The sequence below is a fragment of the Paenibacillus macquariensis genome, assembly GCF_900156375.1.
In the GTDB taxonomy this organism is placed as follows: Bacteria; Bacillota; Bacilli; order Paenibacillales; family Paenibacillaceae; genus Paenibacillus_AQ; species Paenibacillus_AQ macquariensis.
Genome location: NZ_FTNK01000003.1, coordinates 19,477 through 43,950, shown reverse-complemented (window position 1 = coordinate 43,950; position 24,474 = coordinate 19,477). Strand labels below are relative to the sequence as shown.

General features: G+C 40.7%; 26 protein-coding genes and 1 other annotated feature. Of the genes, 10 read left to right on the top strand and 16 right to left on the bottom strand.

The window, feature by feature from the left end:
• Nucleotides 1-67: 67 nt before the first annotated feature.
• The 9 genes from BW961_RS05930 to BW961_RS05885 all read right to left on the bottom strand — a co-directional run bounded on the left by BW961_RS05930 (nt 68) and on the right by BW961_RS05885 (nt 9,371).
• Nucleotides 68-1,477: a deoxyguanosinetriphosphate triphosphohydrolase family protein gene (locus BW961_RS05930; RefSeq protein WP_068582078.1), complete on the bottom strand. Its 1,410-nt coding sequence runs from the start codon at nt 1,475-1,477 to the stop codon at nt 68-70.
• Nucleotides 1,478-1,625: 148 nt separating this feature from the next.
• Nucleotides 1,626-1,928, bottom strand: coding sequence for a hypothetical protein (locus tag BW961_RS05925; protein WP_068582076.1), 303 nt, complete (start codon nt 1,926-1,928; stop codon nt 1,626-1,628).
• Nucleotides 1,929-1,953: 25 nt separating this feature from the next.
• Nucleotides 1,954-3,132 (bottom strand): anti-sigma factor, encoded by a 1,179-nt coding sequence (locus BW961_RS05920; protein ID WP_068582073.1) that lies wholly within the window; start codon nt 3,130-3,132, stop codon nt 1,954-1,956.
• A complete protein-coding gene (locus BW961_RS05915) occupies nt 3,125-3,634 on the bottom strand; it encodes a sigma-70 family RNA polymerase sigma factor (RefSeq protein WP_068582071.1) in 510 nt (169 codons plus the stop codon). The genes BW961_RS05920 and BW961_RS05915 overlap by 8 nt, the downstream gene beginning before the upstream one ends.
• 462 nt (nt 3,635-4,096) lie before the next feature.
• On the bottom strand, nt 4,097-4,930 hold the full coding sequence (locus tag BW961_RS05905) for a carbohydrate ABC transporter permease (RefSeq protein ID WP_068582066.1): 834 nt from the start codon (nt 4,928-4,930) through the stop codon (nt 4,097-4,099).
• A gap of 104 nt (nt 4,931-5,034) precedes the next feature.
• Nucleotides 5,035-5,925, bottom strand: coding sequence for a carbohydrate ABC transporter permease (locus BW961_RS05900; protein ID WP_068582061.1), 891 nt, complete (start codon nt 5,923-5,925; stop codon nt 5,035-5,037).
• 92 nt (nt 5,926-6,017) lie between these two features.
• Entirely contained in the window at nt 6,018-7,424 is a 1,407-nt protein-coding gene (locus BW961_RS05895) for an ABC transporter substrate-binding protein (protein ID WP_068582057.1), read from the bottom strand.
• Nucleotides 7,425-7,725: 301 nt separating this feature from the next.
• A complete protein-coding gene (locus BW961_RS05890) occupies nt 7,726-8,877 on the bottom strand; it encodes a transglutaminase domain-containing protein (protein ID WP_068582050.1) in 1,152 nt (383 codons plus the stop codon).
• A gap of 41 nt (nt 8,878-8,918) precedes the next feature.
• Nucleotides 8,919-9,371, bottom strand: coding sequence for a hypothetical protein (locus tag BW961_RS05885; RefSeq protein ID WP_068582047.1), 453 nt, complete (start codon nt 9,369-9,371; stop codon nt 8,919-8,921).
• A gap of 217 nt (nt 9,372-9,588) precedes the next feature.
• Here BW961_RS05885 and BW961_RS05880 point away from each other — a divergent pair, with 217 nt between their 5' ends.
• Entirely contained in the window at nt 9,589-10,770 is a 1,182-nt protein-coding gene (locus tag BW961_RS05880; RefSeq protein ID WP_068582044.1) for an MFS transporter, read from the top strand.
• Between the two features lie 432 nt (nt 10,771-11,202).
• Nucleotides 11,203-11,553, top strand: a complete 351-nt coding sequence (locus tag BW961_RS05875; RefSeq protein WP_068582043.1) for a toprim domain-containing protein — start codon at nt 11,203-11,205, stop codon at nt 11,551-11,553.
• A gap of 79 nt (nt 11,554-11,632) precedes the next feature.
• Here BW961_RS05875 and BW961_RS05870 read toward each other — a convergent pair whose 3' ends face one another.
• Nucleotides 11,633-12,250, bottom strand: a complete 618-nt coding sequence (locus BW961_RS05870) for an SCO family protein (protein ID WP_068582304.1) — start codon at nt 12,248-12,250, stop codon at nt 11,633-11,635.
• Nucleotides 12,251-12,311: 61 nt separating this feature from the next.
• Nucleotides 12,312-13,247, bottom strand: coding sequence for a heme o synthase (gene cyoE / locus BW961_RS05865; protein ID WP_068582301.1), 936 nt, complete (start codon nt 13,245-13,247; stop codon nt 12,312-12,314).
• A 213-nt stretch (nt 13,248-13,460) separates the two neighbouring features.
• Between cyoE and BW961_RS05860 the strand changes: the two genes are divergently transcribed.
• The gene (locus tag BW961_RS05860) at nt 13,461-14,450 is read left to right on the top strand and encodes a metal-dependent hydrolase (RefSeq protein WP_068582042.1); all 990 of its coding nucleotides are present in this window, start codon (nt 13,461-13,463) and stop codon (nt 14,448-14,450) included.
• Between the two features lie 176 nt (nt 14,451-14,626).
• Here BW961_RS05860 and BW961_RS05855 read toward each other — a convergent pair whose 3' ends face one another.
• Nucleotides 14,627-14,842 carry an alpha/beta-type small acid-soluble spore protein gene (locus BW961_RS05855; RefSeq protein WP_068582041.1) on the bottom strand — a complete coding sequence of 72 codons (216 nt, stop codon included), beginning with the start codon at nt 14,840-14,842 and terminating at the stop codon, nt 14,627-14,629.
• Between the two features lie 118 nt (nt 14,843-14,960).
• Here BW961_RS05855 and BW961_RS05850 point away from each other — a divergent pair, with 118 nt between their 5' ends.
• Nucleotides 14,961-15,146, top strand: coding sequence for a hypothetical protein (locus BW961_RS05850; protein WP_068582040.1), 186 nt, complete (start codon nt 14,961-14,963; stop codon nt 15,144-15,146).
• On the opposite strand, the gene trpS is transcribed toward BW961_RS05850, so the two are convergent.
• Nucleotides 15,143-16,138 carry a tryptophan--tRNA ligase gene (trpS, locus tag BW961_RS05845; protein WP_244555888.1) on the bottom strand — a complete coding sequence of 332 codons (996 nt, stop codon included), beginning with the start codon at nt 16,136-16,138 and terminating at the stop codon, nt 15,143-15,145. The genes BW961_RS05850 and trpS overlap by 4 nt on opposite strands.
• Nucleotides 16,139-16,188: 50 nt before the next feature.
• Nucleotides 16,189-16,439: a binding site (T-box leader), on the bottom strand.
• 136 nt (nt 16,440-16,575) lie between these two features.
• On the opposite strand from trpS, the gene BW961_RS05840 reads away from it, so the two are divergent.
• Together BW961_RS05840 and BW961_RS05835 are read left to right on the top strand one after the other, a co-directional pair.
• Nucleotides 16,576-17,547, top strand: coding sequence for an aldose 1-epimerase (locus BW961_RS05840; RefSeq protein WP_068582034.1), 972 nt, complete (start codon nt 16,576-16,578; stop codon nt 17,545-17,547).
• Between the two features lie 135 nt (nt 17,548-17,682).
• Nucleotides 17,683-17,922, top strand: a complete 240-nt coding sequence (locus BW961_RS05835) for an alpha/beta-type small acid-soluble spore protein (protein WP_068582032.1) — start codon at nt 17,683-17,685, stop codon at nt 17,920-17,922.
• Nucleotides 17,923-18,017: 95 nt separating this feature from the next.
• Here the strand turns inward: BW961_RS05835 and BW961_RS05830 are convergent, their stop codons facing one another.
• Together BW961_RS05830 and BW961_RS05825 are read right to left on the bottom strand one after the other, a co-directional pair.
• Complete coding sequence (locus BW961_RS05830) at nt 18,018-18,422, bottom strand: O-methyltransferase (protein WP_068582030.1); 405 nt, start codon at nt 18,420-18,422, stop codon at nt 18,018-18,020.
• A gap of 257 nt (nt 18,423-18,679) precedes the next feature.
• On the bottom strand, nt 18,680-20,479 hold the full coding sequence (locus BW961_RS05825; RefSeq protein WP_068582028.1) for a M3 family oligoendopeptidase: 1,800 nt from the start codon (nt 20,477-20,479) through the stop codon (nt 18,680-18,682).
• 124 nt (nt 20,480-20,603) lie between these two features.
• Here BW961_RS05825 and BW961_RS05820 point away from each other — a divergent pair, with 124 nt between their 5' ends.
• Both BW961_RS05820 and BW961_RS31095 read left to right on the top strand, forming a co-directional pair.
• On the top strand, nt 20,604-20,774 hold the full coding sequence (locus tag BW961_RS05820; RefSeq protein ID WP_076576698.1) for a YycC family protein: 171 nt from the start codon (nt 20,604-20,606) through the stop codon (nt 20,772-20,774).
• On the top strand, nt 20,771-21,001 hold the full coding sequence (locus BW961_RS31095) for a hypothetical protein (protein WP_068582025.1): 231 nt from the start codon (nt 20,771-20,773) through the stop codon (nt 20,999-21,001). The genes BW961_RS05820 and BW961_RS31095 overlap by 4 nt, the downstream gene beginning before the upstream one ends.
• Before the next feature lie 86 nt (nt 21,002-21,087).
• Here BW961_RS31095 and BW961_RS05810 read toward each other — a convergent pair whose 3' ends face one another.
• Entirely contained in the window at nt 21,088-21,795 is a 708-nt protein-coding gene (locus tag BW961_RS05810; protein ID WP_170878532.1) for a DUF2225 domain-containing protein, read from the bottom strand.
• A 555-nt stretch (nt 21,796-22,350) separates the two neighbouring features.
• Between BW961_RS05810 and ylbJ the strand changes: the two genes are divergently transcribed.
• Nucleotides 22,351-23,559, top strand: coding sequence for a sporulation integral membrane protein YlbJ (gene ylbJ / locus BW961_RS05805; RefSeq protein WP_068582297.1), 1,209 nt, complete (start codon nt 22,351-22,353; stop codon nt 23,557-23,559).
• Nucleotides 23,560-23,639: 80 nt separating this feature from the next.
• Nucleotides 23,640-24,446, top strand: a complete 807-nt coding sequence (locus tag BW961_RS05800; protein WP_068582293.1) for an NAD kinase — start codon at nt 23,640-23,642, stop codon at nt 24,444-24,446.
• Nucleotides 24,447-24,474: the final 28 nt, after the last annotated feature.

The window sequence follows — 24,474 nt, the reverse complement described above, 5'->3', positions numbered from 1 at the left end:
ATCCCTCTTCGCACGTTCTACTCCAACATCATTTATTAACTAAATAATGTCTACTATCATCCTATCCTTAATCCAAGTCGTAGATCGAACCTACCTTCAACCCATATAATTCATTGTATATCTTCTCTGCAAAAGCATCTGTCATCCCAGCAATGTAATCAATCACCATATGCTCCCAAGTCCACATCGGTTGATCCTTCAGCTGATCTCTCTCATATCGTTGCAACCAGTCTGAAGGAATAATCGACTTCGATACTTCTGGATCTAAGAATGCATCCCAGAGTCGCTTAATGATCCATTCGCTTCTTTTTTGCAGACGTTGTACCCGCAAGTCCTTAATCATCGTAACCCATGCAAAACTCTTTAACACACTTACCGTTCGAAGCATGTCCTCGTTCTCTGCATTGTCTTTCACGAATGTGACCTTCTTCCAATTCCCATCCGCTATAACACCTAGATTACTTACGAAATAACTTACCCAATACGCTTTCACTTCACGTCTTGTACGTGAATAGTCATTCTCACATAACGGCATCTTTTCTTTCCATACTTGTAGAAATGAAGACAATACTTCTTCCACCTTCGGCTGTATCTGTTCTTTCTCCATACCATCCCAGAAAGAATCCTCAAGCGTCGTAATCTTCTCCACGATCAAACGTATTATATAGGGATCAAATAAGAAATGCTCGTGCACTTCTATCTTCCCCGCTTTAATCCCATCCTCTAAGTCATGAGATGAATACGCAATATCATCGCATAAATCCATTAATTGAGCTTCTAACGTCTTCTTACCATACGGAATTCCCCAATTATTGCGAATCTGCGAAATATATTGCCATTCATGCTGATATAATCCCTTTTTAAGTTCCGTACCTGGAAATGGATATTTGTTTATGCCCAGCAAGACTGCATCCGATAGATTCAGACCGTCCACATTCTCTCTTTTCTCAAGGAACATAATTAATCGGAAATTATGTGCATTCCCCTCGAAGTGTTCATATTGGTTCTTAAGTCCACTACGGACTTTCATAAGATGTTCTGGCGAGACGTTTTTTCCCTCGGTTGCAACCTTTACTTTCTCTTCGATAAACCGCTCGAGGATACCATCCAGCACCTCTTCTCCTTTATGTCCAAACGGCGGATGTCCAAAGTCATGTGCAATAGATGCACATTCAACCACTTCAGGATCGATAACAAGGCCTGGATTATCCGCCATCTCAAGCGTAACCTCCGGGTAGGAGCGTAGCAGACTCCTTGAGGCCTCGCGGGCAATTTGTGCAACTTCAAGCGAATGCGTCAACCTCGTTCGATAATAATCACCTGTCCCCGCGCCAAACACTTGTGATTTCCCTTGAAGTCTTCGAAACGTCGGAGAGTGTATGAGTCTTGAATAATCTCGTTCATAGGTAGCACGTGAAGCATCTACCTTTGTTTGTTCGGGATATTGCCGATGTTCTCTTTTCTCTTTGAGTGTCATAGTCAGTCTCTCCTTACTCCGTCATCCATTTCGTATTGGTTATATATATAATGCTCTATTATAAGCGTTTTTGTACAATGTGCACAAAAAAAAGCCCACCCTTGTGCTCACATTGTAGGGAAGGCATATCATTTCTATAGTAAATACACTAATGTCGCTTATACTTTTTTTTACTTCGTGATAATGAAATACCACCAAATCCGCTAATAATAGCAATATAAAACCCTAAGTCATACCACCAACCATTATTATAGATTTCGTAGATGCGAATATCTTCTTTAAACAATCCAACAATTAATGAGATCGGTGCAATCCAACCATGCCATACTCCCCAGAAGAATCCCGCTGGATCGTCGACGGTATTCTTCCCATCCCCAGGAACACAGCCCGTTAAGGACATGATAAGGAGTAACATTACCGTCATAAGAATCCAGAACCTTTTATTCTTCATCTAATACCCCTCCTCATTTCTACACTTATTTATCGTTCCAGTCCCATAATGTAACTTCACCTATACGTATGCTAGATACAAATGGATCATCCTTTAACTTCAACAATTCTTTCGTTGGCCCAGTGACGACAGCACCATATAATCTCACGCCATGCTCTTCAATATAAGATACAGCACGGTCGATATCGTGAAATGGTGCCAATCGCTTCGTAATGGATGGGTATTGTTGAATTAACTTTAATGTTTTGATGAAATTAGCGTTACGAAGATCACCGTCCCCATTCGTGTCGACAGACGGAGCAGTTGCTGAGCGCATCGTCACCTTCATGCCCCACCCTTTCTTACTCTCTGAGATATTCGTAACCGTCATATCATCTGGATGCCAAATAGGATTGCTCGGAAAACCAATGGGTTGGATAATGACTCCGTCGCCATGATCGAATTTGTTATCGTTCCCAATATCTACAGCATACCAGACAGCTTCCAGATTCTTGTCCTTGAACTGAGCTAACAACTCATCTGTTGTGAAATATTTATGATAGGATACATAGGCTTCAGCCACCGTTCCCTCGGGTAGCATCTTTAGACGTTTCCAGTCAGCATCACTATTGAAGCCTTCAGATTCAGGTAGCTGAAATATCGCGTTATTATTTTGTCCCTGCTTATTCCATGCAAAATCATATGTGCGTAAAAAATTAAAAAAGAATGAACCTGTAAATTCTCCGATGGCAAGCCGAGCTGCACCCACCTGCTTCTTAATCTCTCCCTTAAGTTGCATTCCCACATAAGGTCCTGCATTACTGCTTAAGTTCACTTCAATATTGGGCTGAGTAATCTTCACTACTGAACTAACGACATCTCTATATTGGTCGCCACGATCAGGTTCACCCCATTGATAGAATACCATTGTCCCGATGGATGTAATCAACGTAAAGATCAGGAATATACTGATCATAGTAAAAGCAGTACTCAATCGTGCTTTCCATTTACCTTTTCGTAGAATCCTCGCTTCATTCAAACGGGATGAATCCGAATGCCATTGCGGATGTTTAATTTCAGTCTTTTCCCCGTCTCTCATCATTTCTTCCATATAAGACTGGTAGAGCTCCATCTTCTCTAGTTCCTTCTCCATCTCCATACGCTCCTCTTCTGGTAGCGTACCCTCCATATACCTTTTCATCTTTTGCTTGAATTCCTCACTCAACGTCATCACTCCTCTCACGATTTCTCCTCAACCCTTGTCTAGCCCGAAACAGCAGTATTTTAAAGTGAGATAAGGTAACACCCATAATATTTGCGGCTTCCTGATAACTGAATTGGTTCATATCAAATAATAGGATTGCCTGTTGCTGTAGATCTGGTAAGGCTGAAATCCATTCTTTAACCTCTTCCATAGTCTCTTTACGTAGAAGCTGTGCCTCTGGCCTTGAAGCGGATGGATCTGCCAATCCGTGAAAAAATGCTTTTTCCCGCACCACACTTCGCTTCTCTTTACGCAACATATCAATAAAAGCATTATAAGCGACTCTGAATAACCAGGGTTTTACGTTTTCATCTTTATAATTTTCCAAATGGATATAGGCGCGATAAAAAGTCTCCTGAACCAAATCTTCTGCTGTCGCATCGTCACTGCAAAGCAACCGTAAGTAACGGTAAACATCCATCATATATTTCCTATACACTTCATCTAATGTGCTGGGCTCCATATTATCTCCCCTTACCCCTATCAACGTACGAGATTTATAAAAGTTACAACTCCTTACAAATTCGAATTATAGATTGTCCAAAAAAAAGAAGAACTTCACCCCATTCCAAAAGGGTAAAGTTCTTCTTTTCCTAAAGATTAAGTCATCATAACGCTACTAATTTTTCATTTTGGGATCCATCGCATCTCTTAGACCGTCCCCCATAAGGTTAAACCCAAGTACAGTCAACATTATTGAGATACCTTTTTTACGAACTAACTGATACATCATTCGTCCAAACTGAGATAAAATATTAGCGCATACATTTTGTGGATTAATGAAATATGGAAATACATAAGATATATTTTGATTCCCACAATTATCGTCATGATTATATAATTTAATATTATTTTATGTGACACTATAATACAAAGATTCACTGCCTCGACAAACTTCTCTCCTAGCGATCCATCACAAATCTGATTACCCTTTCATGCCACCCTGTAGACCGAACCCTTTGGACATATACTGCTGAGAGAGAATATACATGACCACTGAAGGAATTGCATATAACACAGAAAACGCCGCTAATTTACCGTAATCTGCCATACCATATTGGCCGAAGAATTGGTACAACTTCAAAGAAGCCGGGAAGTTCTCAGGTGTTTGTAATAGAATATAGGGGACAAAAAAGTTGCCCCAACTTCCGGAGAATGTAAAGATAGCTACCGTACAAATACCCGGAACCATCAAAGGTGCGACCACCGTTCGAATGCCAACTAAGACAGATGCCCCATCGATCCATGCTGCTTCTTCCAAGTCACTTGGAACTGCATCCATGAAGTTTTTCAGCATCCAAATGCCATATGGCATAGATGATGCGACAAAGAATAAAATGACACCAATGATATTGTCATATAATTTTATGCTTAAGAACAATTGATAGACAGGTACCATAACGGCTGTAATCGGCAAAGAAGTCATAAATAAAATAGTCAACATGAATGACTTCTTATATTTCAATTGATAGCGTGACAACGGATACGCGGCAAGTAATGCTAATATAACAACGATAACAGCTTGGCCAACGGACATAATGAGACCAATGATAAATGCACGTTGATTCACACTATTCGTGATCACATCAACATAGTTCGCCCCGGTAATACGACTGGGTACTTTAAGAGATTGCATCGCATTGGAATCGATGGATGCGACAAAAACCCATAGAAGAGGTAGTAAGAAACAAATTCCGATCACGGCCAGAATCAAATACGGCATAATTCGATAAATGATTAAACGTTGTTTCGTATTCATATGAATTCTCCTCAAAGTTTTGTGAGCGTTACTACTGCGGTTATTCTTCTAACAAAACTCACCCCGGAAGCATAAGCTTTAGTTTTGTGAGCGTTACTTCATTTTCACTCTTTCATTGAGCGAATATAGAACAAACTCAGAATAATACCAATAAGGAGTAGCAATAAAGATATCGCAGTCCCATAGCCTAGTTGATAATTGACAAAGGCTTGATTATACATAAAGATAGGCAATGTTGTCGTTGAAGTTCCAGGCCCTCCACCGGTCATTGCATAGATCAGTCCGAATACCCCTAGCGTCTGAAGGGTAACTAGCATCATATTTGTGGTAATCGTATCTTTAATATATGGAATGATGATTTTCGTGAGAATTTGCCATTTAGAAGCCCCATCTACAACTGCCGCTTCTTCAATCTCGCTCGGCACATCATCTAGTGCAGCTTGAAACACAAGCATAGAGAATGCCGTACCGTGCCAGATGTTCGCAAGTATGATGGTAATCATGGGAACGGTATACAACCAAGTAACTTCCGGAATACCGAAGAATGTAATGATGGCATTCAGTGTGCCGTCATCTCCGAAAAAGCTATACAGACATAACGCACACACAATTTCAGGGGTTACCCAACCTGCTAACACAATCGTCCCGATGACACGTCGAAACATCTTGTTCTTATGCTTCATCAAGAGAGCCACAAGAAATCCCAATACTTGCTGACCAATAACAGCAGATCCAATCAAGAAAATCAGTGTATTCCATATGCTAATTCTGACCGTCGGGTCTTCAAACATACGAATGTAGTTATCAAATCCGATAAATTTCAGTTCCTTTGCAGCTTCTCCAGTTAACGCAAGATTCGTGAAGGAATAATAAAATGTTAACAAAATAGGATATATAAAAAACACGAGCATAATGGCTATCGAAGGCAGTAAAAAATATAGCCACGTATATGTTTTTCTTTTTTTATAGGAAACATCAACTGTCACGCTACTCATGCATCGTCCTCCTCCCGCACGCTGAAGATCTAAAAAAACGGCTTGCCCAAGCACTCCTACTCACTAGGGCTGCTTGAGCAAGATTCCCGCTATTACTTTTCCATCACATGATCGTTGCCAGCAATTCTTGTTACGTCCTGAGCGTATTTTTTCATCGCATCCGCTGGAGACGTACCCGTAGCCACAGATTCAACCATGGTTTGTATTTGTGTAGACACTTCAGGGTATTTATCCTGTGCCGGTCTAAATTCAGCATTCTTTAGATAATCCGTGGCAATTTCATTAAACGGCATCTTGGTATAACCTGGATCTTTCGCAACATCTGCCCGGACCGTTATATTTCCAGATGCAATAACAAGCTTCTGCGTATTCTCTTTATTAAGTGCATATTTGATGAAATCAAAAGCCTCGTCTTTGTGCTGCGCATTGCTTGGAATGGATAATGCCCACCCTCCGGCTAATGTGATCGATCCCGGTTCTTGACCTTTGCTTGTTGGCATTGGCGCAAAACCTAACACGTCTTTATATTCTGGCCAAGGTGCCGCACCATTCTCAAAATAGTTACCTGTAATCCACGAACCATCTAGTGAGATAGCAAGCTTGCCTTTAGGTAAATATTCACGAGAAGAAGTATTTCCTGCTTGCCCGTTTAATACTTTAGATAACGGTGGACCCAGCTTTTCTTTGTTAACACTCTCAATAAAGCTCAGAGCATCCAAAATCCCTTGACTCTTAATGATCCACTTACCACTCGCATCATCATAGAGTCTATCCCCTGTTCCATAGAGCAGCATTTCGTAGGTCTGCATCGATGTAGCTTCCCCTGTAGCCTTGCCCATGTTCATCCAGATCGGAACGATATCCTGACCTGCCTTTTCCTTGATTGTTCTTGCTGTCTTTAAGACATCATCCCATGACTTAGGTTGCCAATCTTCCGGAAGACCTGCTTGTTTAAAGATTTCTTTGTTATACCAGAGCCCTCTGGAATCGGTATTATAGGGAACACCGTATACTTTGCCGTCACTTGCTGTGACCCCTTTTTTCATAGCTTCAATAAAGGAGCCATTCGTCCAATCCTCCCAACCCTTTAGTCGTTCATCCATGGGTTCAAGAAATCCTGCGCTTGCGTCCGAATTCAAAATAAAGGTGTCTTCCGTTACAATATCTGGCGCCGTGTCCTTGGATTTCAGTGCTAAGGCGATCTTGGCGAAATAATCTCCTTCGGATGCTTGAATTGGCGTTGGCTTAATTTCTACATCCTTGTTCGGATAACTGGCTGATACTTCCTTAATCCATTTATAGAACACGCCCTCCTCACCAATTCCGTCATCTCTATAAGTAATCGTGATGGTTTTCTTGGTTGTCTGAGTACTGTTTTTCCCTGTTCCTGCATCACCAGTATCTGTTGTTTTGTCCTTGCTATTTGTACAACCAAATAACAAAGATGCACACAATAAAGTAGTTGTGATGAGCAACAACTTTCTTTTACCGTTCGCCATGAATTTCCCTCCTTTGTTTTGTTTACTGCCGGTCACACTATGACACCTATTTTTGTATACGCTTTCTCAAGGTGTTATTTAACATATTTATATAACGATATCTTTATTCAAACTATTTAACATCCTAAGCATCAATCGATATCCATTCCTCTCCTAATAACTAAGAAACATGCTGCTACCTATGGATTTGTGGCTTCAGCAACATCCAAAAAAAATCCTAATAACCTTCAAGCAACAAAAAAAGAGAATTCCCTTATTTAAGGAAATTCTCTTTAATATTCCATATATTTCTATCTCATTACTATAATGTCTGTTCCTTAACATGCGTCTGTGCAAATTGAGGAGGATTAAACCAATTCCCACTTTTAGCCCAGGTCGGGTCAAGAGGAATCCATTTGTTCTCATTCGTTAAAAAAACTTCATTCCATGCATGAGGTCCATAGCCACCTTGTCCATTATATCCAAGTCCTGTGACGACTTTGACTTTAAGGCCTTGTGATCGCGCCATGACAGCATATAATCTTGCATAATCTATACATACGCCAAGTTTCGTATCAAAGGTATTCTGTGGTGTCTGTTCATGCCATATTCCCTTTTGCTCATAATCATCCACTTTACGATTATCATAAGAAATACGCGAGCCTACCCATTCATATAAGAGGCGTGCCTTCTGTTCTTCACCCTTAGCTTGTCCAGCAATTTTCTCAGCCGCTAACTCAATATCAGCCGGAACAGACCGATCAATGATGTCATACTTACGCTGAAGAATGCCACCTAACTCTTTCTCCACTGCCTTTGTAAACACTGGAAGTTTTTCTTTAACCAGATTTCCTGATAGTGGTTCAATAATCATCCGCGCGCCATCTTGGTAGATTGGTGAATCCTCAACATAATGACTAAAAGTCTGGTTGGGATATAGCGTAACGAATATAAACAGAAAAGCGACAACGAGTATACAACGAGACGCACCCATTATTCCGCCAATCGCGAGACCCGCTAGACGACTCAGTAGGTTGGCTGGACTTTTGTTACGACTAGAGAACAACGACATTCTTCTACCAAATATCAAAGAGATGAGGACATTGAACAATAATCGAATCAATGAATAAATAATAATAAACAACACCGCAAAACGCATTAACGGAAAATCTGCCATGGACGTCATAAATGTATAATAGCCCTGCTCCCAACCATTCAAGTCCCTATTCGGCAATTTCGTAGTATAATCTACTAACCACAACTGCACTCGAGATGATAACCATAGCGTAAAAGGAACGGATATCGCTAATCCAAGGAGTGTAAGAATAACGCCACACAGCAGCGTAAACAATCTACCTGCAGTATTGGATGCTCCCCTACGCCAGCCTTGGAACAACGATATCCCTAGAATAAACAATAGGATTATTGTGACTACATTGAAATCCTGTAAACTTTGAAACCATGTGTCGAACACGTCATTGATCTCCCCTTTATTTATATACAGGGATGGACTATTTACTTAGATGTGGTTGATCCGTTACTCTGTGCACTCTCAATGAACGTAATGATCGTATCATTTACTTTCCATTCTCCCAAAGGAACCCCTTTGAAAGTAACCTCCACCGTTTCAGTTCCAGTCTCACCTTTCAGACTCACATTAGGTGTCGTTACGGCGTAGCTTCCGTCAGCGTTCTTTGTATACTTTGCATCCTTAGCTTCTTTTAACATCATATTCATAGCTTCGCTTTTAACCGTATCTACGGTCTCATCTTTTATTGTTGTAACAACTTCTCCGATTTTATCAAGAGAGATACCGCTATAAATAAGCAGTCCTGCCACAATCACAATTGCAAGTACCCATTTCACCATGGTCTTGACTAGATTGAGAACGACAAAGAGCACAACAAGCGCGATGACAATCACTAGCCAGTTTTGCTGCAAAAAATCAGTCCATACCTGTACGTTCATTAATTTAATACACTCCCATCGACTAAACTAACTTACAACCATCTATTTATTAGAAGGCCATTCCCTAATTATACATGATTCCCAGATAACCTGTAAGCTTAACCCTACTTATATAAAAAAAGGTATATGCACGTCTGTTTCAACGTACAAGTAGTAGATAGGGATAAACGGTTGATTATCAGTGCCATTTAACAATACGCTTAAAAGGAGTGATGATGTGAAAACGGCTTTTTGGCTTTATCTATTTCTATTTTTGGCCTTTTTCGATCTACATGCCCAGTATCCTATTCTTACCCCATTTGCCATTTCCATTGGAGCAGCTCCTGTCTTTATTGGATGGATGATGGGTATTTATGCACTTACGCATCTTCCTGGTAATATCATTGCAGGGAAAGTCATTGATCGCCATGGGAGCCGTCGTTACATCATTTTCAGTCTTCTAACCGCTGGCGTTATTCTTCTCCTTCAATCCTATGTTACGTTTCCGTGGCAATTGCTGGTATTACGATCCCTTAGCGGTTTTGTATTAGCTTTTCTGTCACCTGCTTGTCTAACGCTACTAGCCTCACTATCTCAAGATTCAGTCACCCAGGGCAAATATATGTCAGGACATGGTGTAGTCCATACCCTTGCCTCTGTCATCTCACCTGCCGCAGGTGCATTTATTGTCGCTAATGCAGGATATTCTGGAACATTTCAAAGTCTTGGTTGGTTGCTAATTGCCACTGGCGTGATGGCTATCTTCATGGTACCTTCGTCGGCATCCATATTGAAATCGGCTTCCAAAGACGGAGCAAGGGATCATACGCTTCTATCCGATCCACTCACACAGACACAACCCGCTCCAATCTCTTGGCGTTACTTCACTCTTCCATTCGTTGTAGCATTTGCACAAGGTATTCTTTTCTTTGAGCTTCCCCTCCGAAATACAGGGATATCGGGAATCATGTCCACAGGTATTCTATTTTCAATACTTAGTGTGGGTGCACTCTTTACGCTAGGTCTATTCTTTCTGAATCGTTACTCTCCTGTAAAACGAGTCGTTAGTGGGATTATGCTCATGGCTTGTTGTTTCTTCGGTTTAGCAGCATTGCCAAACATCCCTTTAGTCTACATCCTTTTTGTGTTAGGTGCATCGAAAGGGCTTATTTTCCCCGCCATGGCCTTATTATTCATTAGACTTAGTGGTGGCGGTCGATTAGGCAGAGTATTCTCATTCCAATCCATAGCCATGTCCCTAGGCTCGTTCATTGGACCCGTTACAGCAGGACAGCTACGTGGTCAGCTTTCACCCTATTTCATCGCATTCCTACTGTTAATGGTTGGATTAATGATGTTACCTATTCCTCGTCAGACCATTGCAACACGTTATCCACACAGCAACCCTGATGTTCTATAGGCATGAATACAAACAAACTTGTATAGGCCTTTGCACAATCCCTTAGCCCTTCTACACATAGGATACTGTGTGGTAATCAACTACGAAGGAAAGCGAGGTGAAATTATGATGAGCCAATTCAATCACTGTTGTCCTCCCGTACCACAACCTCTACCCGTTGCTGTCGCTCCTTGTGTTGGCGGGGGTACGACAGGAATGATACTCGTTCTCTTCATTTTATTAGTCATCATTTTACGCGCATTCCCAATCTTTTGTTAATCAATCCATAGAAGTAATATAAAACAGGGTCCGCCATAACCATGGGGGACCTATATCCACTGTTTTGCATGTAACTCGTAAAAAAAGATACACTAGAATTACCCGTACGATTTATTCTAACATTTCCCGGGGAATTCTGAGGAATCTCTCCTCTCGTTATGAGGTGAACCATCTATGTCTATATATATTATTGTCGAAGGAAAGAATGATCGTAGTAAGCTGAGACGCCTACTTATGCCTGATGTAACCATCCTATGTACATTTGGTACATTGAGCTCCATTAAGTTGGAGTCCTTACTTAACAAGGTAGAGGATAATGAAGTATATCTATTTATGGACAATGACAGTTCTGGAAAGAAAATACGTGGTGTGTTGCGCGATTCTTTTCCTGACGCTGCTCATATGTATACACGCCGTGGTTATGCAGGTGTTGAGGGTACACCTGATGAGTATCTCATTTCGCAATTGGAAAAAGCATCACTTCATGAATTCATCATCTATTCAAGTATGCCCGATAGCTTATGAGAAGTGACATTCATATACAAGAAAACCTCATACCTACCCAGGGGTAAGTATGAGGTTTCCTATGTAAAGGTATGCTTAGTTACTCTTTTGCGAGATCCTTTATATCCTTAACTAGTGTATCTACCGACACATCTTCCGTGTCATTCGCGTTATATAAGTTACGAACCTGATTATTCCGATCCACCAAAGCAATAAGATTAGCATGCGAATAGTTACCTTCTTTATCGCCTATAATCATCGTTTTGAATGATTTCTCTGCTAAATCCCATATCTTTTGCTTGTCTCCCCGCAGGAAGTACCAGCCATTATAATCTACTTTGAACTTATCCCCGAACGCTTTAATCTTATCTACCGTATCCACTTCAGGGTCAAATGAAATGGAGACAAACTCAACATCTTTGCCAAATGTTCCGTCTTCCACCAACTGCTTCTGTGCTTGGCTAAGCATAAAGGTCGTAACCGGGCACACATCTGGACAACTGGTAAAGAAGAAGTAGAACAACCGTACCTTACCCGTCGTATCATCAAGAGTGACGGTTGTCTTATCTACATTTTCCAATGAGAAATCCTGAACCGTTCCAATAACAGGCCATTTTTCTTTACCTAGCCCTAATGATGATACCAATAAATATGCTGCGAAGATCAATATGATAATAATAGAAATCCATGTCCATTTATAACGTTTTAACGTTTGCATGAGAAACACAAAACCCCTCTTTCGCCCAAACCATATTTCACTAGGAATATCATTCCACAATCTAATGTGTTGTGTTAATGATTAAAACAATAAGACTCAATGTTAAGTAGTTAATCGAAAATAAGAATACTTTCTTAGCCCAAACCTCATCGTTTTTCGCTTTGAAGCCTTGTAAAGAAAGATAAAGCCACACAATGGATAACACCAATGAAATAATCATGTAATAAATACCGGCATATCCGTACACATACATTAGGATGGGTACTGGAATCAAAGCAATAAGATAAGGAATCATCTGGATCTTAGTGCGTTTGATCCCCTTAACTACAGGCAGTAATGGATATCCTGCTGCTCGATATTCTTCCACACGACGTATCCCTAGTGCCCAGAAGTGCGGAGGCTGCCATAAAAATAATAATGCAAATAACAATACAGCTCCCATATCCACTTCACCTGTGACAGCGACATAACCCACGAGTGGTGGGACAGCCCCTGAGATTGCACCAACGGATGTACTCCACGTAGATGAACGTTTCAACCAAAGTGTATATATTACGACGTAGACCAGCATCCCAACGATACCGAACAGACCCGCAAGTATCCCCGAGAAAGAGAATAATATCGTAAGACCTACAACCCCTAATATGATCGCATACCATAACACGACCCCTGGTTTCAACCTACCTGTAGGAAGTGCACGTTCTCTCGTCCGCGTCATCTTCAAATCCAGTTCACGGTCAAAATAATTATTGAACACACATGAAGATGCCAGAATAAGCACAGTTCCCAACAGAGTTAGAATCATTTTCCCAATCTGAAAATCCCATTGCGATGCAACCCAATAGCCAGCAAAAGCCGACATAAAGCTTGAACGGACAATGCCCGGTTTCGTTATATTAATGAAATCTCTCCAGGTTCCTGATTCGTTAGATGGTTTCTTATTTTCAGAAACCGCTGCGGAGTCCGAAGAAACTTGATAACTCATATGATTTTCCACGCCTAAAGCTCCTCCTCTTTTCTGTGTTAAAGAGAACATAAAAATCCTCTGCTATAAAGTTTATCATATACGAAGTAAAAAGTATTCGACAATCAGCGCTATTTAACTTTCAATTTGACAATTTGATGACATTTGTCATTACGCTTTCCGATAGAATGGCTAAGAATTGGGTATTTACTATATAGTAAGGTTATCACAAAGGAGAGATTGCATATGGATACAGGCACACATCTGGTTATGGGATTCACCCTCGCAGGCTTAGCGCATATCGATCCTGTTGTCGCAGCAAGTCCTTCGCTTGCAATCGCTGTAGCTTTCGGAACTGTCATTGCATCACAAGCTCCCGATATCGATGGCGTCCTTCGCTTGAAAAATAATGCTGTATATATCCGTAATCACAGAGGGATTACACATTCCCTTCCTTTTTTACTTCTATGGACCGTGCTCATCACCGCGGCAATAACATTGGTATTTCGAGATGTATCCGTACTCCACTTAAGCTTGTGGACTGGTATTGCTGTATGCGTTCATGTCTTCAGCGATATGTTTAATACGTATGGTACACAGGCATTTAGGCCGTTTACAGAACGATGGATTTCATGGAACATTATTCACATCTTTGATCCATTTATATTCGGAACTCACTTATCCGCAATCTTGCTATGGGTTCTTGGGATCGTACAACCTGCACCTCTATTCACAATTCTGTATAGTGTGACTATCTGTTATTATGCTTGGAGAACCATCGTTCATTTCCTAAAAACAGCGCAAATGGTACGACTGGACCCCAGTTATCTTGAGGGTGATAAATATTATGTACTCCCTACGGTTTATCTGCGGCAATGGCATCTGGTCAAGTTACGTTCTGACGGAAGTTATGACATTGGGAGAGTGAACCGTAGCGATCTACAATGGAGTCAACAATCTGTAGTCTCTTCAAACCATCCGGCAGTTGTGTCTTCTAAAGAGCACGCTAACGTAAAAGCTTTCCTTTATTTCACTTCCTTTGCTGTAGCGGATGTAGAAATAATCATGAATGGTTATGTCGTTCGATGGGTAGATGTACGTTATCTTCACCGAACGCAGTATCCTTTTGTAGCTGTAGTCGTTATGGACAAACACTTCACACCGATCAGTTCATATATTGGATGGCTTAGCGAAGAAAAGATGAATGAACGCTTGTCCATTGATTATTCTTCTTGACAAGAGGAATGCACCCGAGTCTAATATACAAGTAGAAGGATGTTACCGCCTATAAATAGGCGGTAACTTTTTATACGATGAATTCAATAAACATAAGCTAAAAAACCTAGAGCAATCGCTCTAGGCTTTCACAATGGAATTCATATATCAAGCGATACGTTACGTACGGTGTACATTTATTTACCCGATAGAGATTGTTCTGCTAATTGGACTAAGCGTTTCGTAATATACCCTCCGAGAGAACCTACTTCTCGTGAAGTATAGTTACCATAATAGCCATCCTGCGGAATCGTAACACCGAGTTCTTGAGCAGCCTCCATTTTAAGTTGATTTAGTGCTGCTCTTGCCTGAGGAACCACGAGATTGTTGGAACCTGATTGTCCTTGTGCCATAATAATAATCTCCTTTCACTTCTGTTTCTGTAATGAAGTGCAAGCTTGCAAGCTTAGTATGGCTATATCGTAAGACATTATTCTTTAATTCCCTAATTAAACACTGGAGGTTTTTGACATGAATAAAGGTCTCTCATTATGGTTCGCAGCGTCCTCAATCATTATCCTAGCCGTAGCGGCTATCGCCATCAGTTATTCAGGATGGATCGCCTTACTTTTAACTGTCGTAGGCATTTGTAATATCGGCTGGGGATTCGTAATCAAAGCTAAACAAAGAAGAGCATCCCTTAAAAGTCTTAGCTAGTGTTTTCTAGAAGTTAGGAAACCCATCCGTTGTTTAACTTCATCCAGAGTCTTCGTAGCCGCTATACTTGCATTCTCAGCTCCTTGAGCTAGGATGTCTTGAATTTCGCCAGTTTGACGGATTTCATTATAACGATGCTGCAAAGGCTCTAAGGTTGCAACGATTACTTCTGCAAGATCCTTTTTGAAACCACCGTACATTTTTCCCTCATACTTCACTCGAATGTCTTCAAGAGAAAGGTCCGAACATTGAGAGTATATCGTCATCAAGTTGCTAACCTCAGGTTTGGTCTCCACGTCAAATCTTACTTCTGCACCTGAATCTGTTGTAGCTCTGCTAATTTTTTTGCGAATTACATCTGGTGCATCCAATAGAGCAATATAACTAGCAGGAACTGCGCTACTTTTACTCATTTTTTTACTAACGTCATCCAGAGACATGATTCGTGCTCCTACTTCTGGAATGTAAGGTTCCGGAATCGTAAATAATTTTCCAAAACGGCTATTGAAACGTCCCGCTAGATCACGTGTTAGCTCCAAATGCTGTTTCTGATCTTCACCTACTGGAACTAGATCTGTGTTATATACCAGAATATCAGCAGCCATAAGTGACGGATACACAAATAAACCGGCTCCTACTGACTCCTTCCCATTCGACTTATCTTTAAACTGAGTCATTCGCTCTAATTCACCCATAGACGTCAACGTAGTCAACAACCATCCAAGCTCTGCATGTTGAGGTACCGCTGATTGTAAGTAAACATTAGACTTCGAAGGATCAATTCCTGCCGCAATATATAACGCCGCATTTGCAACAGATCGCTCGCGAAGATCTTCTGGTTCTTGGGGTACTGTGATGGCATGTAGATCTGCCACCATGTAATAACATTGATAAGGATCCTGTAGCTTAACGTAATTCTGCATAGCGCCGATATAATTGCCCAGCGTTAGTCTTCCACTAGGTGTTATGCCTGATAATACTGTTTTTTTCAATTTAACCCCTCCTAAATAATAAATAAAACAACAGAAAAAGGCCCACATCCGCAAGGGACGTGAGACCGTGGTGCCACCCTTATTTATCGTAAATAGTTGATTGTTCCAATAGAAACAACACACGTACGACCTTCAATTTCCGTAACGTGGAAAAGACGGCCTGTCTATTAAGGAATGTATCATTCCCGTTCAACTCGGCACTCAAGGGTCCATTCGGCATATCGGCTCCACCGGTTCGCATCAACCACCGGCTTTCTGAAGGTCATCCGTCTAGCTTACTTGTCCCTATCATCGTGTTCATGATCTTTATCATATACTTAAATGCAATGATAAGACCTATGGCCCATAATTGTCAAACTCATTTTTACCAAATCATAATTAATCTGTTATGATGAAAATAGATTCTTTTAGATTATAACTGCAAAGGAGCTTAACCAATGACACAATTAACCAAAGGAACGTGGAACGGTTATGACACGTATATCCTTCATAGCAACGATCTTCAAATCACCTTACTTCCGAGACTTGGTAATAATGTTATTGCCATCTGGGACAAGCATGAAGAGCGACATATACTCAGAGAACCTGATGAGCAAGATCTTGATTTCTATTTATTGAAACCTTACCATTTCGGCATTCCTCTATTGTTCCCTCCAGGTAGACTTCGTAATGGTCAATTCAGTTATGACGGCGTGGATTATCAATTCAATCGCAACACAGCAGGTGATAACCACATCCACGGATTGCATAAGACTCAGAGTTGGTGTGTAAGTGACATTGAAGAGGATGAGGATGGTTGTTCAATCACAACTGAATTCTTATCAAGTGATGATAGTCAATGGATGGCTCAATCACCGATTCCTCTTAAGTTCCAAGTTATTTTCAAATTACAAGGATCACGTTTTACTCAGCAATTAAAAGTAACAAATCTAGGTGAACATGCTTTTCCAGTTGGACTTGGATTTCACTCATGGTTCTTATTGAATGGACAACCTCAAAATTGGACATTGAAAGTACCTGTTGAATCTATATACGAACTCGATGAAGCATTAATTCCATCCGGAGGACTAGCTCCCTTAGGTTCTCTAGAAGATCTCAATGTGGGTCTTAATTTAGCAGGTACTAATCTTGATACGATACTCCGAATCGGCGAAGGACAACCTGTGGAAGCCGTATTGTCTCATAAAGATGGTTACGGACTTAGATATGTTGCAGATGATCGTTACTTCAAACATTGGGTTCTCTATACTAAGGGAGAAGCAGATGAATTCTTGTGCATAGAACCATACACTTGGTTACCTAATGCTCCTAATCTTGAACAAGGACCCGAATTCACGGGATTAATCCGTCTAGAACCACAACAAACCTTTGAAACACAGCTTTATCTGGAGTCAATACATCGCCCTTAGTTTCAGATAACCAGATTCATAAAGGGATGCTCATCTTAAAGTAATAATTACCACTTCTAGACTACTTGTTTTCTTGTATGATTTTAATTGTTTCGATCCATAATAACCTCATTAAGTACAAAGGAGGTGAAACACATGGGTCACGCAGGTCAACAAGGTCGAGGTAGTCGTTCCAACAACTTGGTAGTCCCTCAAGCGACAGCTGCTCTACATCAATTGAAAATGGAAGCAGCTCAAGAGCTAGGCGTTCAAATTCCTCAAGATGGTTACTATGGAAACTACACATCCCGTGAAACTGGTTCTTTAGGTGGGTATATCACTAAACGTCTAGTACAATTGGCTGAGCAACAATTATCAGGTCGTTCCAACTCATAATCTTGCTCTTCACATGATATTCAAACTAATGATTAAAAAGGCGGCCTTTCTCTCAAGGTCGCCTTTCTTTGTTGTTTAATAAATGAATAATAGTATTATAAGTCCGATGAAGCTTCATTATAGGTTTGACGAGGATAACGGATCATCAAATTTGCCATGTTATAATTGGATTCAAGAACAGCATCTACCACGATAATACCCTGACGTACCATGAAATCATAAGTAATCTCGCCATGTGTCCAATGATGCTTGTATTTCAGACTTTCTATAGCCATGTTTCGAAAGGATAGTTGATGTACAGCAGATAGACCTTCTTCAGAGAAAGTAAATTGCCCATTGCGCCCTGCAATAGGGTTATGACGAATTCCAAATTTGCCAACTGCATTGTTGCGTATTTGTACAAATAAAGTGCCCGCAGTTAATCCCGCCAATTCTTGTTCCACCTCTTTAAATACCATATCCATCTGCCTCGCCAACGATAATTGATCAATTTTTATCATTTGACATTCTCCCCCTAATTCCACCCATGACATAGGGCTTATGACTCATTATAAATCGTCATCAGGTAGTCATCAACAATATCAAACATAATTGGGTATTTATCCCTATTAATTGCGCGATTCCCAAATTTTATTTGCCAACATTAGTCAAAATAAATCTAAATACGACAAAATTTACCTTTTGCTTCTCAACAAAAAAGATCCCCATTTCGGGAATCTTCATCTTTTTTCTACTTAATATTCGCTTTTCTCTTAAATTACACCAAATGTTTCGTCAATTCCATAAACTCTTTCACATCAGCAACACACAAATCCATAGCACTCTGCCAGAAGTCAGTACCTGTCAAATCTACATCGAGATGTTTAGCTGCTAAATCTTCTACGGTCATCACGCCTGTATCTTGTAATAATCGATCATATTTATCCGCAAACGTTGCTCCTTCCTGCTGAGCACGCACATAAAGCCCTGTACTAAACATATAACCGAACGTGTACGGGAAGTTATAGAACGGAACTCCTGTGATATAGAAATGAAGCTTAGACGCCCAGAAGTGTGGATGATACGACGAAAGTGCTCCACAGAAGGCCTCTTGTTGTGCTTCTTCCATAAGTTCACTTAATTCCTGTGCACTAACAAGTCCATTCTTCCGCTTATCATAAAAACGAGTTTCAAATAAGAACCTTGAATGGATATTCATAAAGAATGCGATACTGTTCTGTATTTTCTCTTCAAGTAAAGCAAGTTTCTCCTGTGGATCTGTGGAGGCCTTAACCAAAGCATCCGCTACGATCATTTCTGCAAATGTAGAAGCTGTTTCAGCTACGTTCATTGCGTAATTCTGATTAAACATATGCAGATCCTTCATCAGGTGTTGATGATACCCGTGCCCAAGCTCATGAGCTAGTGTCGAGACATTAGAAGCTGTCCCACCAAATGTCATGAAGATACGCGTCTCTTTACTCACAGAAAGCGAAGTGCAGAATCCACCTGGACGCTTACCAGAACGGTCTTCTGCTTCAATCCACTCTTTATCAAAAGCCATCTCTGTAAATTCAGCCAACTTCGGACTGAACGTGCGGAACTGCTTCACAATATTTTCTGCTGCTTCCTGATAAGTGATTTTACTTGAGATGTTACCTATTGGAGCTTCTACATCAGCCCAGCTTAATTTGTCTACACCAAGAATGGCAGCTTTACGATCCAAATACTCTACAAAAGTAGCCTTATTAGCTATAATGACATTCCACATGGCATCTAACGTCTGCTCCGACATCCGGTTAATCTCTAGGGGTTCTTTAAGAATGCCATTCCAACCGCGACGCTCATATAATTTAAGTCGGAACCCAGCCAAGTGATTCAATGTATCGGCACAATAATCCTCTGCATCCGTCCACGTATCTTCCCATTTAGTCAACATGGCCTCTCTCGTCTCGCGATTTGGATCATGAAGTTTATTCGAAGCTTGGCCTGCCGATAACATCACCGTCGTACCCTCTTCATCAAATGGAATTTGAACATGACTGACAATCGTATCATAGAAATCTCCCCAGCCATGATACCCGTCAACAGCCAAATCAAGCGCAAGGCTTTCAAGTTCAGGACTTAATTTCTCCCGAGCACGATCACGACTCTCACTTAAGACAAAGGATAGTTCACGTATGTCTTCACGCGCCATCCATACCTTCCATGTCTCATCATCTGTACTACGAAGTACATGTTCAAATTCAGCGTCAACACTCATAATCTGAGCTTGTAAGTCCGTCACTTTACCTGATAACTGAACTGCCTTCTTATCTTGTTGATCCTGTGCGCCTAAGCAGGAGACAAACGAACTAGCCTCCGATATTCTCTCATAGCAACTTGCTAATTCCGTAATAAATGCATCAAATGCTGTAGTCCCTTCAATATCCGTAGGAGCGATCGCTTTTTTGATTTGTTGTTGAACATGCTTAATATCTTTTTCTAAGGTTTGCAAAAATGTAGCGAATTCTTTAGAAGAGGAACCTCCCGGAAAGATCGACTCTAAATTCCATTTTAACGATAAATTAGATTTCAATTCGTAAATCTCCTTTCATATTTCGCCTTTATTTTGTATTTTAATTTGAATTGGCGTTCGAGAAACGATATAACTATACTATACGATTGTATTACACCTTACCTATATTGGAGGAAACTAGACTATGAAACCATTACAAATTTCAGCCGAAACGGCCATTACACTATCCAAAAAGCTAGGCGTTCCTATTGAACACCTTATGCATATGCCACAACATATTTTATTACAAAAAATTGCTGAACTCAGCAAAGAGGAAACATCCTCTGAGTCCACTATTGAGAAGGACCCATCGTGATTCCATTCCAAAACACTTGGCCCTATGACATTATAATGGGTGACATTTATGTTCATCGGTGTCCCTATTGCTCTCAAACGAATGTCCTCATCCCTATGAAACCACAAGAACTCGTCATCATTCGTGAGGGAAAGAAGAAACTACTTGTCTTTCCTTGTTGTCACAACAAGATAACCATCATTGATACTGACTCAGATTATTTATTGTGTGATCAACAGGTTCGTTAACATAACACCTAATGTTTGAAAGTAACCACGTTTAGAGATGAACGGATCGGCTATGTCCTCTCCCGTTAATCTCTACGCGTATAGAATTACCTGTGATCTTTCATTTCTTCAGGCAATTCCATTTGTTTCGCATTCATTTGTTCTCTTAATACACTCCATTGTTCTCTTGAAGCGCGAATCATAGCCGCATCCATAATTTTTTTATCATTAATAACACGTGAGAACCATTGAACAGCTTCGTTATAATTACCTACTCTTCGGTTAAGTTCCCCTATTAAATATAATAATTTGGCGTTATTGGCACCTACGCCTTCCTTTTCATACACCTGTATGTAAGACTCCAGAGAGAACTTCAAGAACCTCTGTTCCTGCTCATGATCTCCCTTGTAACGATACAACCACGCAATATGCTGAAGAAAACTTGCAATAATCCGTTCTGTATCCCCAATCGTCTGTGCGCAAAGTAGCGCCAACTTATACGTCTCAAGAGCCGTGTCCCACTCCCGTTGTCCTCCGAAATCCCGTTCAATCCAACGTACATTTATTTTATCCTTAAAAATAGCTCTTTGTTTGTCTGTTAACTTCACAGCCGAATTTTCTGTAGAAGAAAACCCACATTTCGGACATACCCTCACCACATAGAAATCAGGATTCTCATTCTTATAATAGGCACAAAAGTCAGCATCCGTACGCACAGCCTTCTTGAAGCTAGGTCTAACGCGCGAAGTCATAAATTCGTGTTCGCAGTTTAAGCAAGTTACTTTGATGGAGTAAAGCGGTTCCAAAGTACTCAATATTCTGACTTCCCTTCATTTGTGTCCTGTATTCTAAATACGATTGTCATCTAAGGCTATTCACAAAAAATTTGTTCTTCTCCAAGATTATCATAGATGCTCTGATTAGGATTCATAGGGTTGCCAACTTTCATCTCGATAAATAGGAGATCCATTATATTATAACAAAAAAAGGCGCTAAACGGATGTACCGTTTAGCACCTTGACATCATATTAGTAACTTTTCCAATCCTCTTCACCTGAACGAATTAATGAGGCGCGAATGACATACACGAAAGCGCAGACGAGAATACCGGCGACAACACTCATGATCTATTCACTCCATTCATATCACATATACTCAGAAAAGATAAGCCTTCATAATATTTACTTTACCACAATATCCATTAAAAAACACCCCGGAATGTAAACGCTTTCTATATTTTTTTGTACTGTTTGTCCTCCCAAGATCATACAACTATGACAGAAGGATTGTTCCTCAGTTATAGCAGGTTAGAGAGGTGGCTGTTCGTGACATTAAAATCGTTCGCAATTCCAACTTTCATAACTGTACTCATGGGATTATGCGTACTCATGTTTGTCTATCCCGTTGCATACCTTGCTGCCGCCTTACGTGGATTGGCTATTTGGTGGGATGTATTATTCCCTTCGCTCTTCCCCTTTTTCATCATATCTGAAGTTCTACTAGGATTTGGCATCGTTCATTTAATTGGAACATTACTTGATCCGTTTATGAAACCTATCTTTCGGATCCCGGGGAGTGGTGGCTTCGTCGCGGCTATGGGATATGTATCAGGCTATCCTATAGGTGCCAAATTAACGGCGAAATTGTGGGAACAACAAATGGTAACCCGTGATGAAGGGGAGCGTTTAGTCGCGTTCACTACGTCCTCTGACCCTATCTTCCTCATAGGTGCTGTTTCTATAGGTTTCTTTCATAATCCAGGCATTGTTCCTATATTAGCCATCGCACACTACGGGGGCGGATTTCTTGTCGGACTCCTAATGCGTTATCACGGGGCTAGAACTTCACAAGAAACCCACTCGGTATCCAAATCCCCTTCGAAACCTCGTAGTAACCGTCTACGAGATGCGATACGAGCGATGCATAAAGCCCGTATTGCAGATGGAAGAAACCTAGGGGAGCTCATTCAAGATGCCATACAATCCTCTTTGAAATTAATCATTGTCGTTGGAGGACTTGTTGTCTTTTTTTCTGTGTTTCTGGAGCTACTCACGCAAGCAAATATCATGATGGGATTATATTTTATTATTGAGCATGTGCTATCCTTTATGGGTATGCCCCCTGCATTATCAAAGTCATTAGTCGGAGGCATATTTGAAGTCACCTTAGGTGCACGTTACGCAGGTGAGCCCATAACCTCTATTCCCCTGTCTTTCAAAGTTGCTTCAGCAGCCTTTATTCTTTCATGGGGAGGACTATCCGTTCATGCACAAATTGCAAGTATCCTTCATTCCACAAACCTTCGATACTGGCCCTTTATGATGGCACGTTTCATCCATGGCATTCTAGCTGCATCTCTGGTGCTTGTACTGTGGAAACAGTTGGCAGGAGGACTAGATTCACAGAGCACTATGATACCCTTTGATATGCCCATCCAAACCAACTTTCATTCATCTCTAGGTTTTATAAACAATATTTTCATCTTTGTCATTCTGCTCTTTGCTATAACTTTATTATCCATCATTTTCAATATGATGATTTCCTTATGGATAAGACTTCGACACGCTTTGGGTAAATGAAACGTTGTGTTCTGGTGAGATATTGATTATGATCGATATAAACTCATCACAAAGGAGCCTTATTACCCTTGAGACCACCCTTGAGATATTATGTTCTGGACCGTGGGGATCAATTATCGGTTGACTTAGCAGAACAATTCCACACACTGGCAGCACAGCACCATTTCGTAATGGATGCAGAGTCACCTAATATTGTCATTTCCATTGGCGGAGACGGCACTATGCTGCACGCTTTTCATACGTTTATTGACCGAATCTCTGATATTGCGTTTGTTGGAGTACACACGGGCCATTTAGGATTCTATTCCGACTGGAAAGCAGACGAGCTACCCGAATTGGTTGAACTTATGAGTAACAGTCTACTATCAGAGGATATACCACCACGTATCGTGAAATACCCTCTCCTAGAGCTTACTATTCATAAGAAATCAGGAACTACCTCTCACATTGCACTGAATGAATTCACGCTTAAGGGAGTAGATGGAACACTTGTCGCACAAATTGATATCAACGACCAGCTTTTTGAAATGTTCAGAGGCGATGGTATTTGTATCTCAACACCTTCAGGAAGCACTGCTTATAATAAGAGCCTTGGAGGCGCGATGGTTCATCCTACCATTGAGGCCCTACAGATTGCAGAAATTGCTTCTATAAACAATCGTATTTACCGTACGATGGGCTCCCCACTTCTACTTCCTAAGCACCATCATTCCGATATTTATTCCCGCAAAGATCAGCGTCTTTTACTGACCGTTGATCACAAAAACTTCACGATAGACGATTTGATATCCGTTAGCTGTCAAGTCTCTAAGCAAAAAATTAGTTTTGCAAGATATCGCCCGTACCCTTTCTGGAATCGTGTCAGATCCGCTTTCCTAGAAGAATAAAGATTCAATATGGATATTAAAAAAAGCA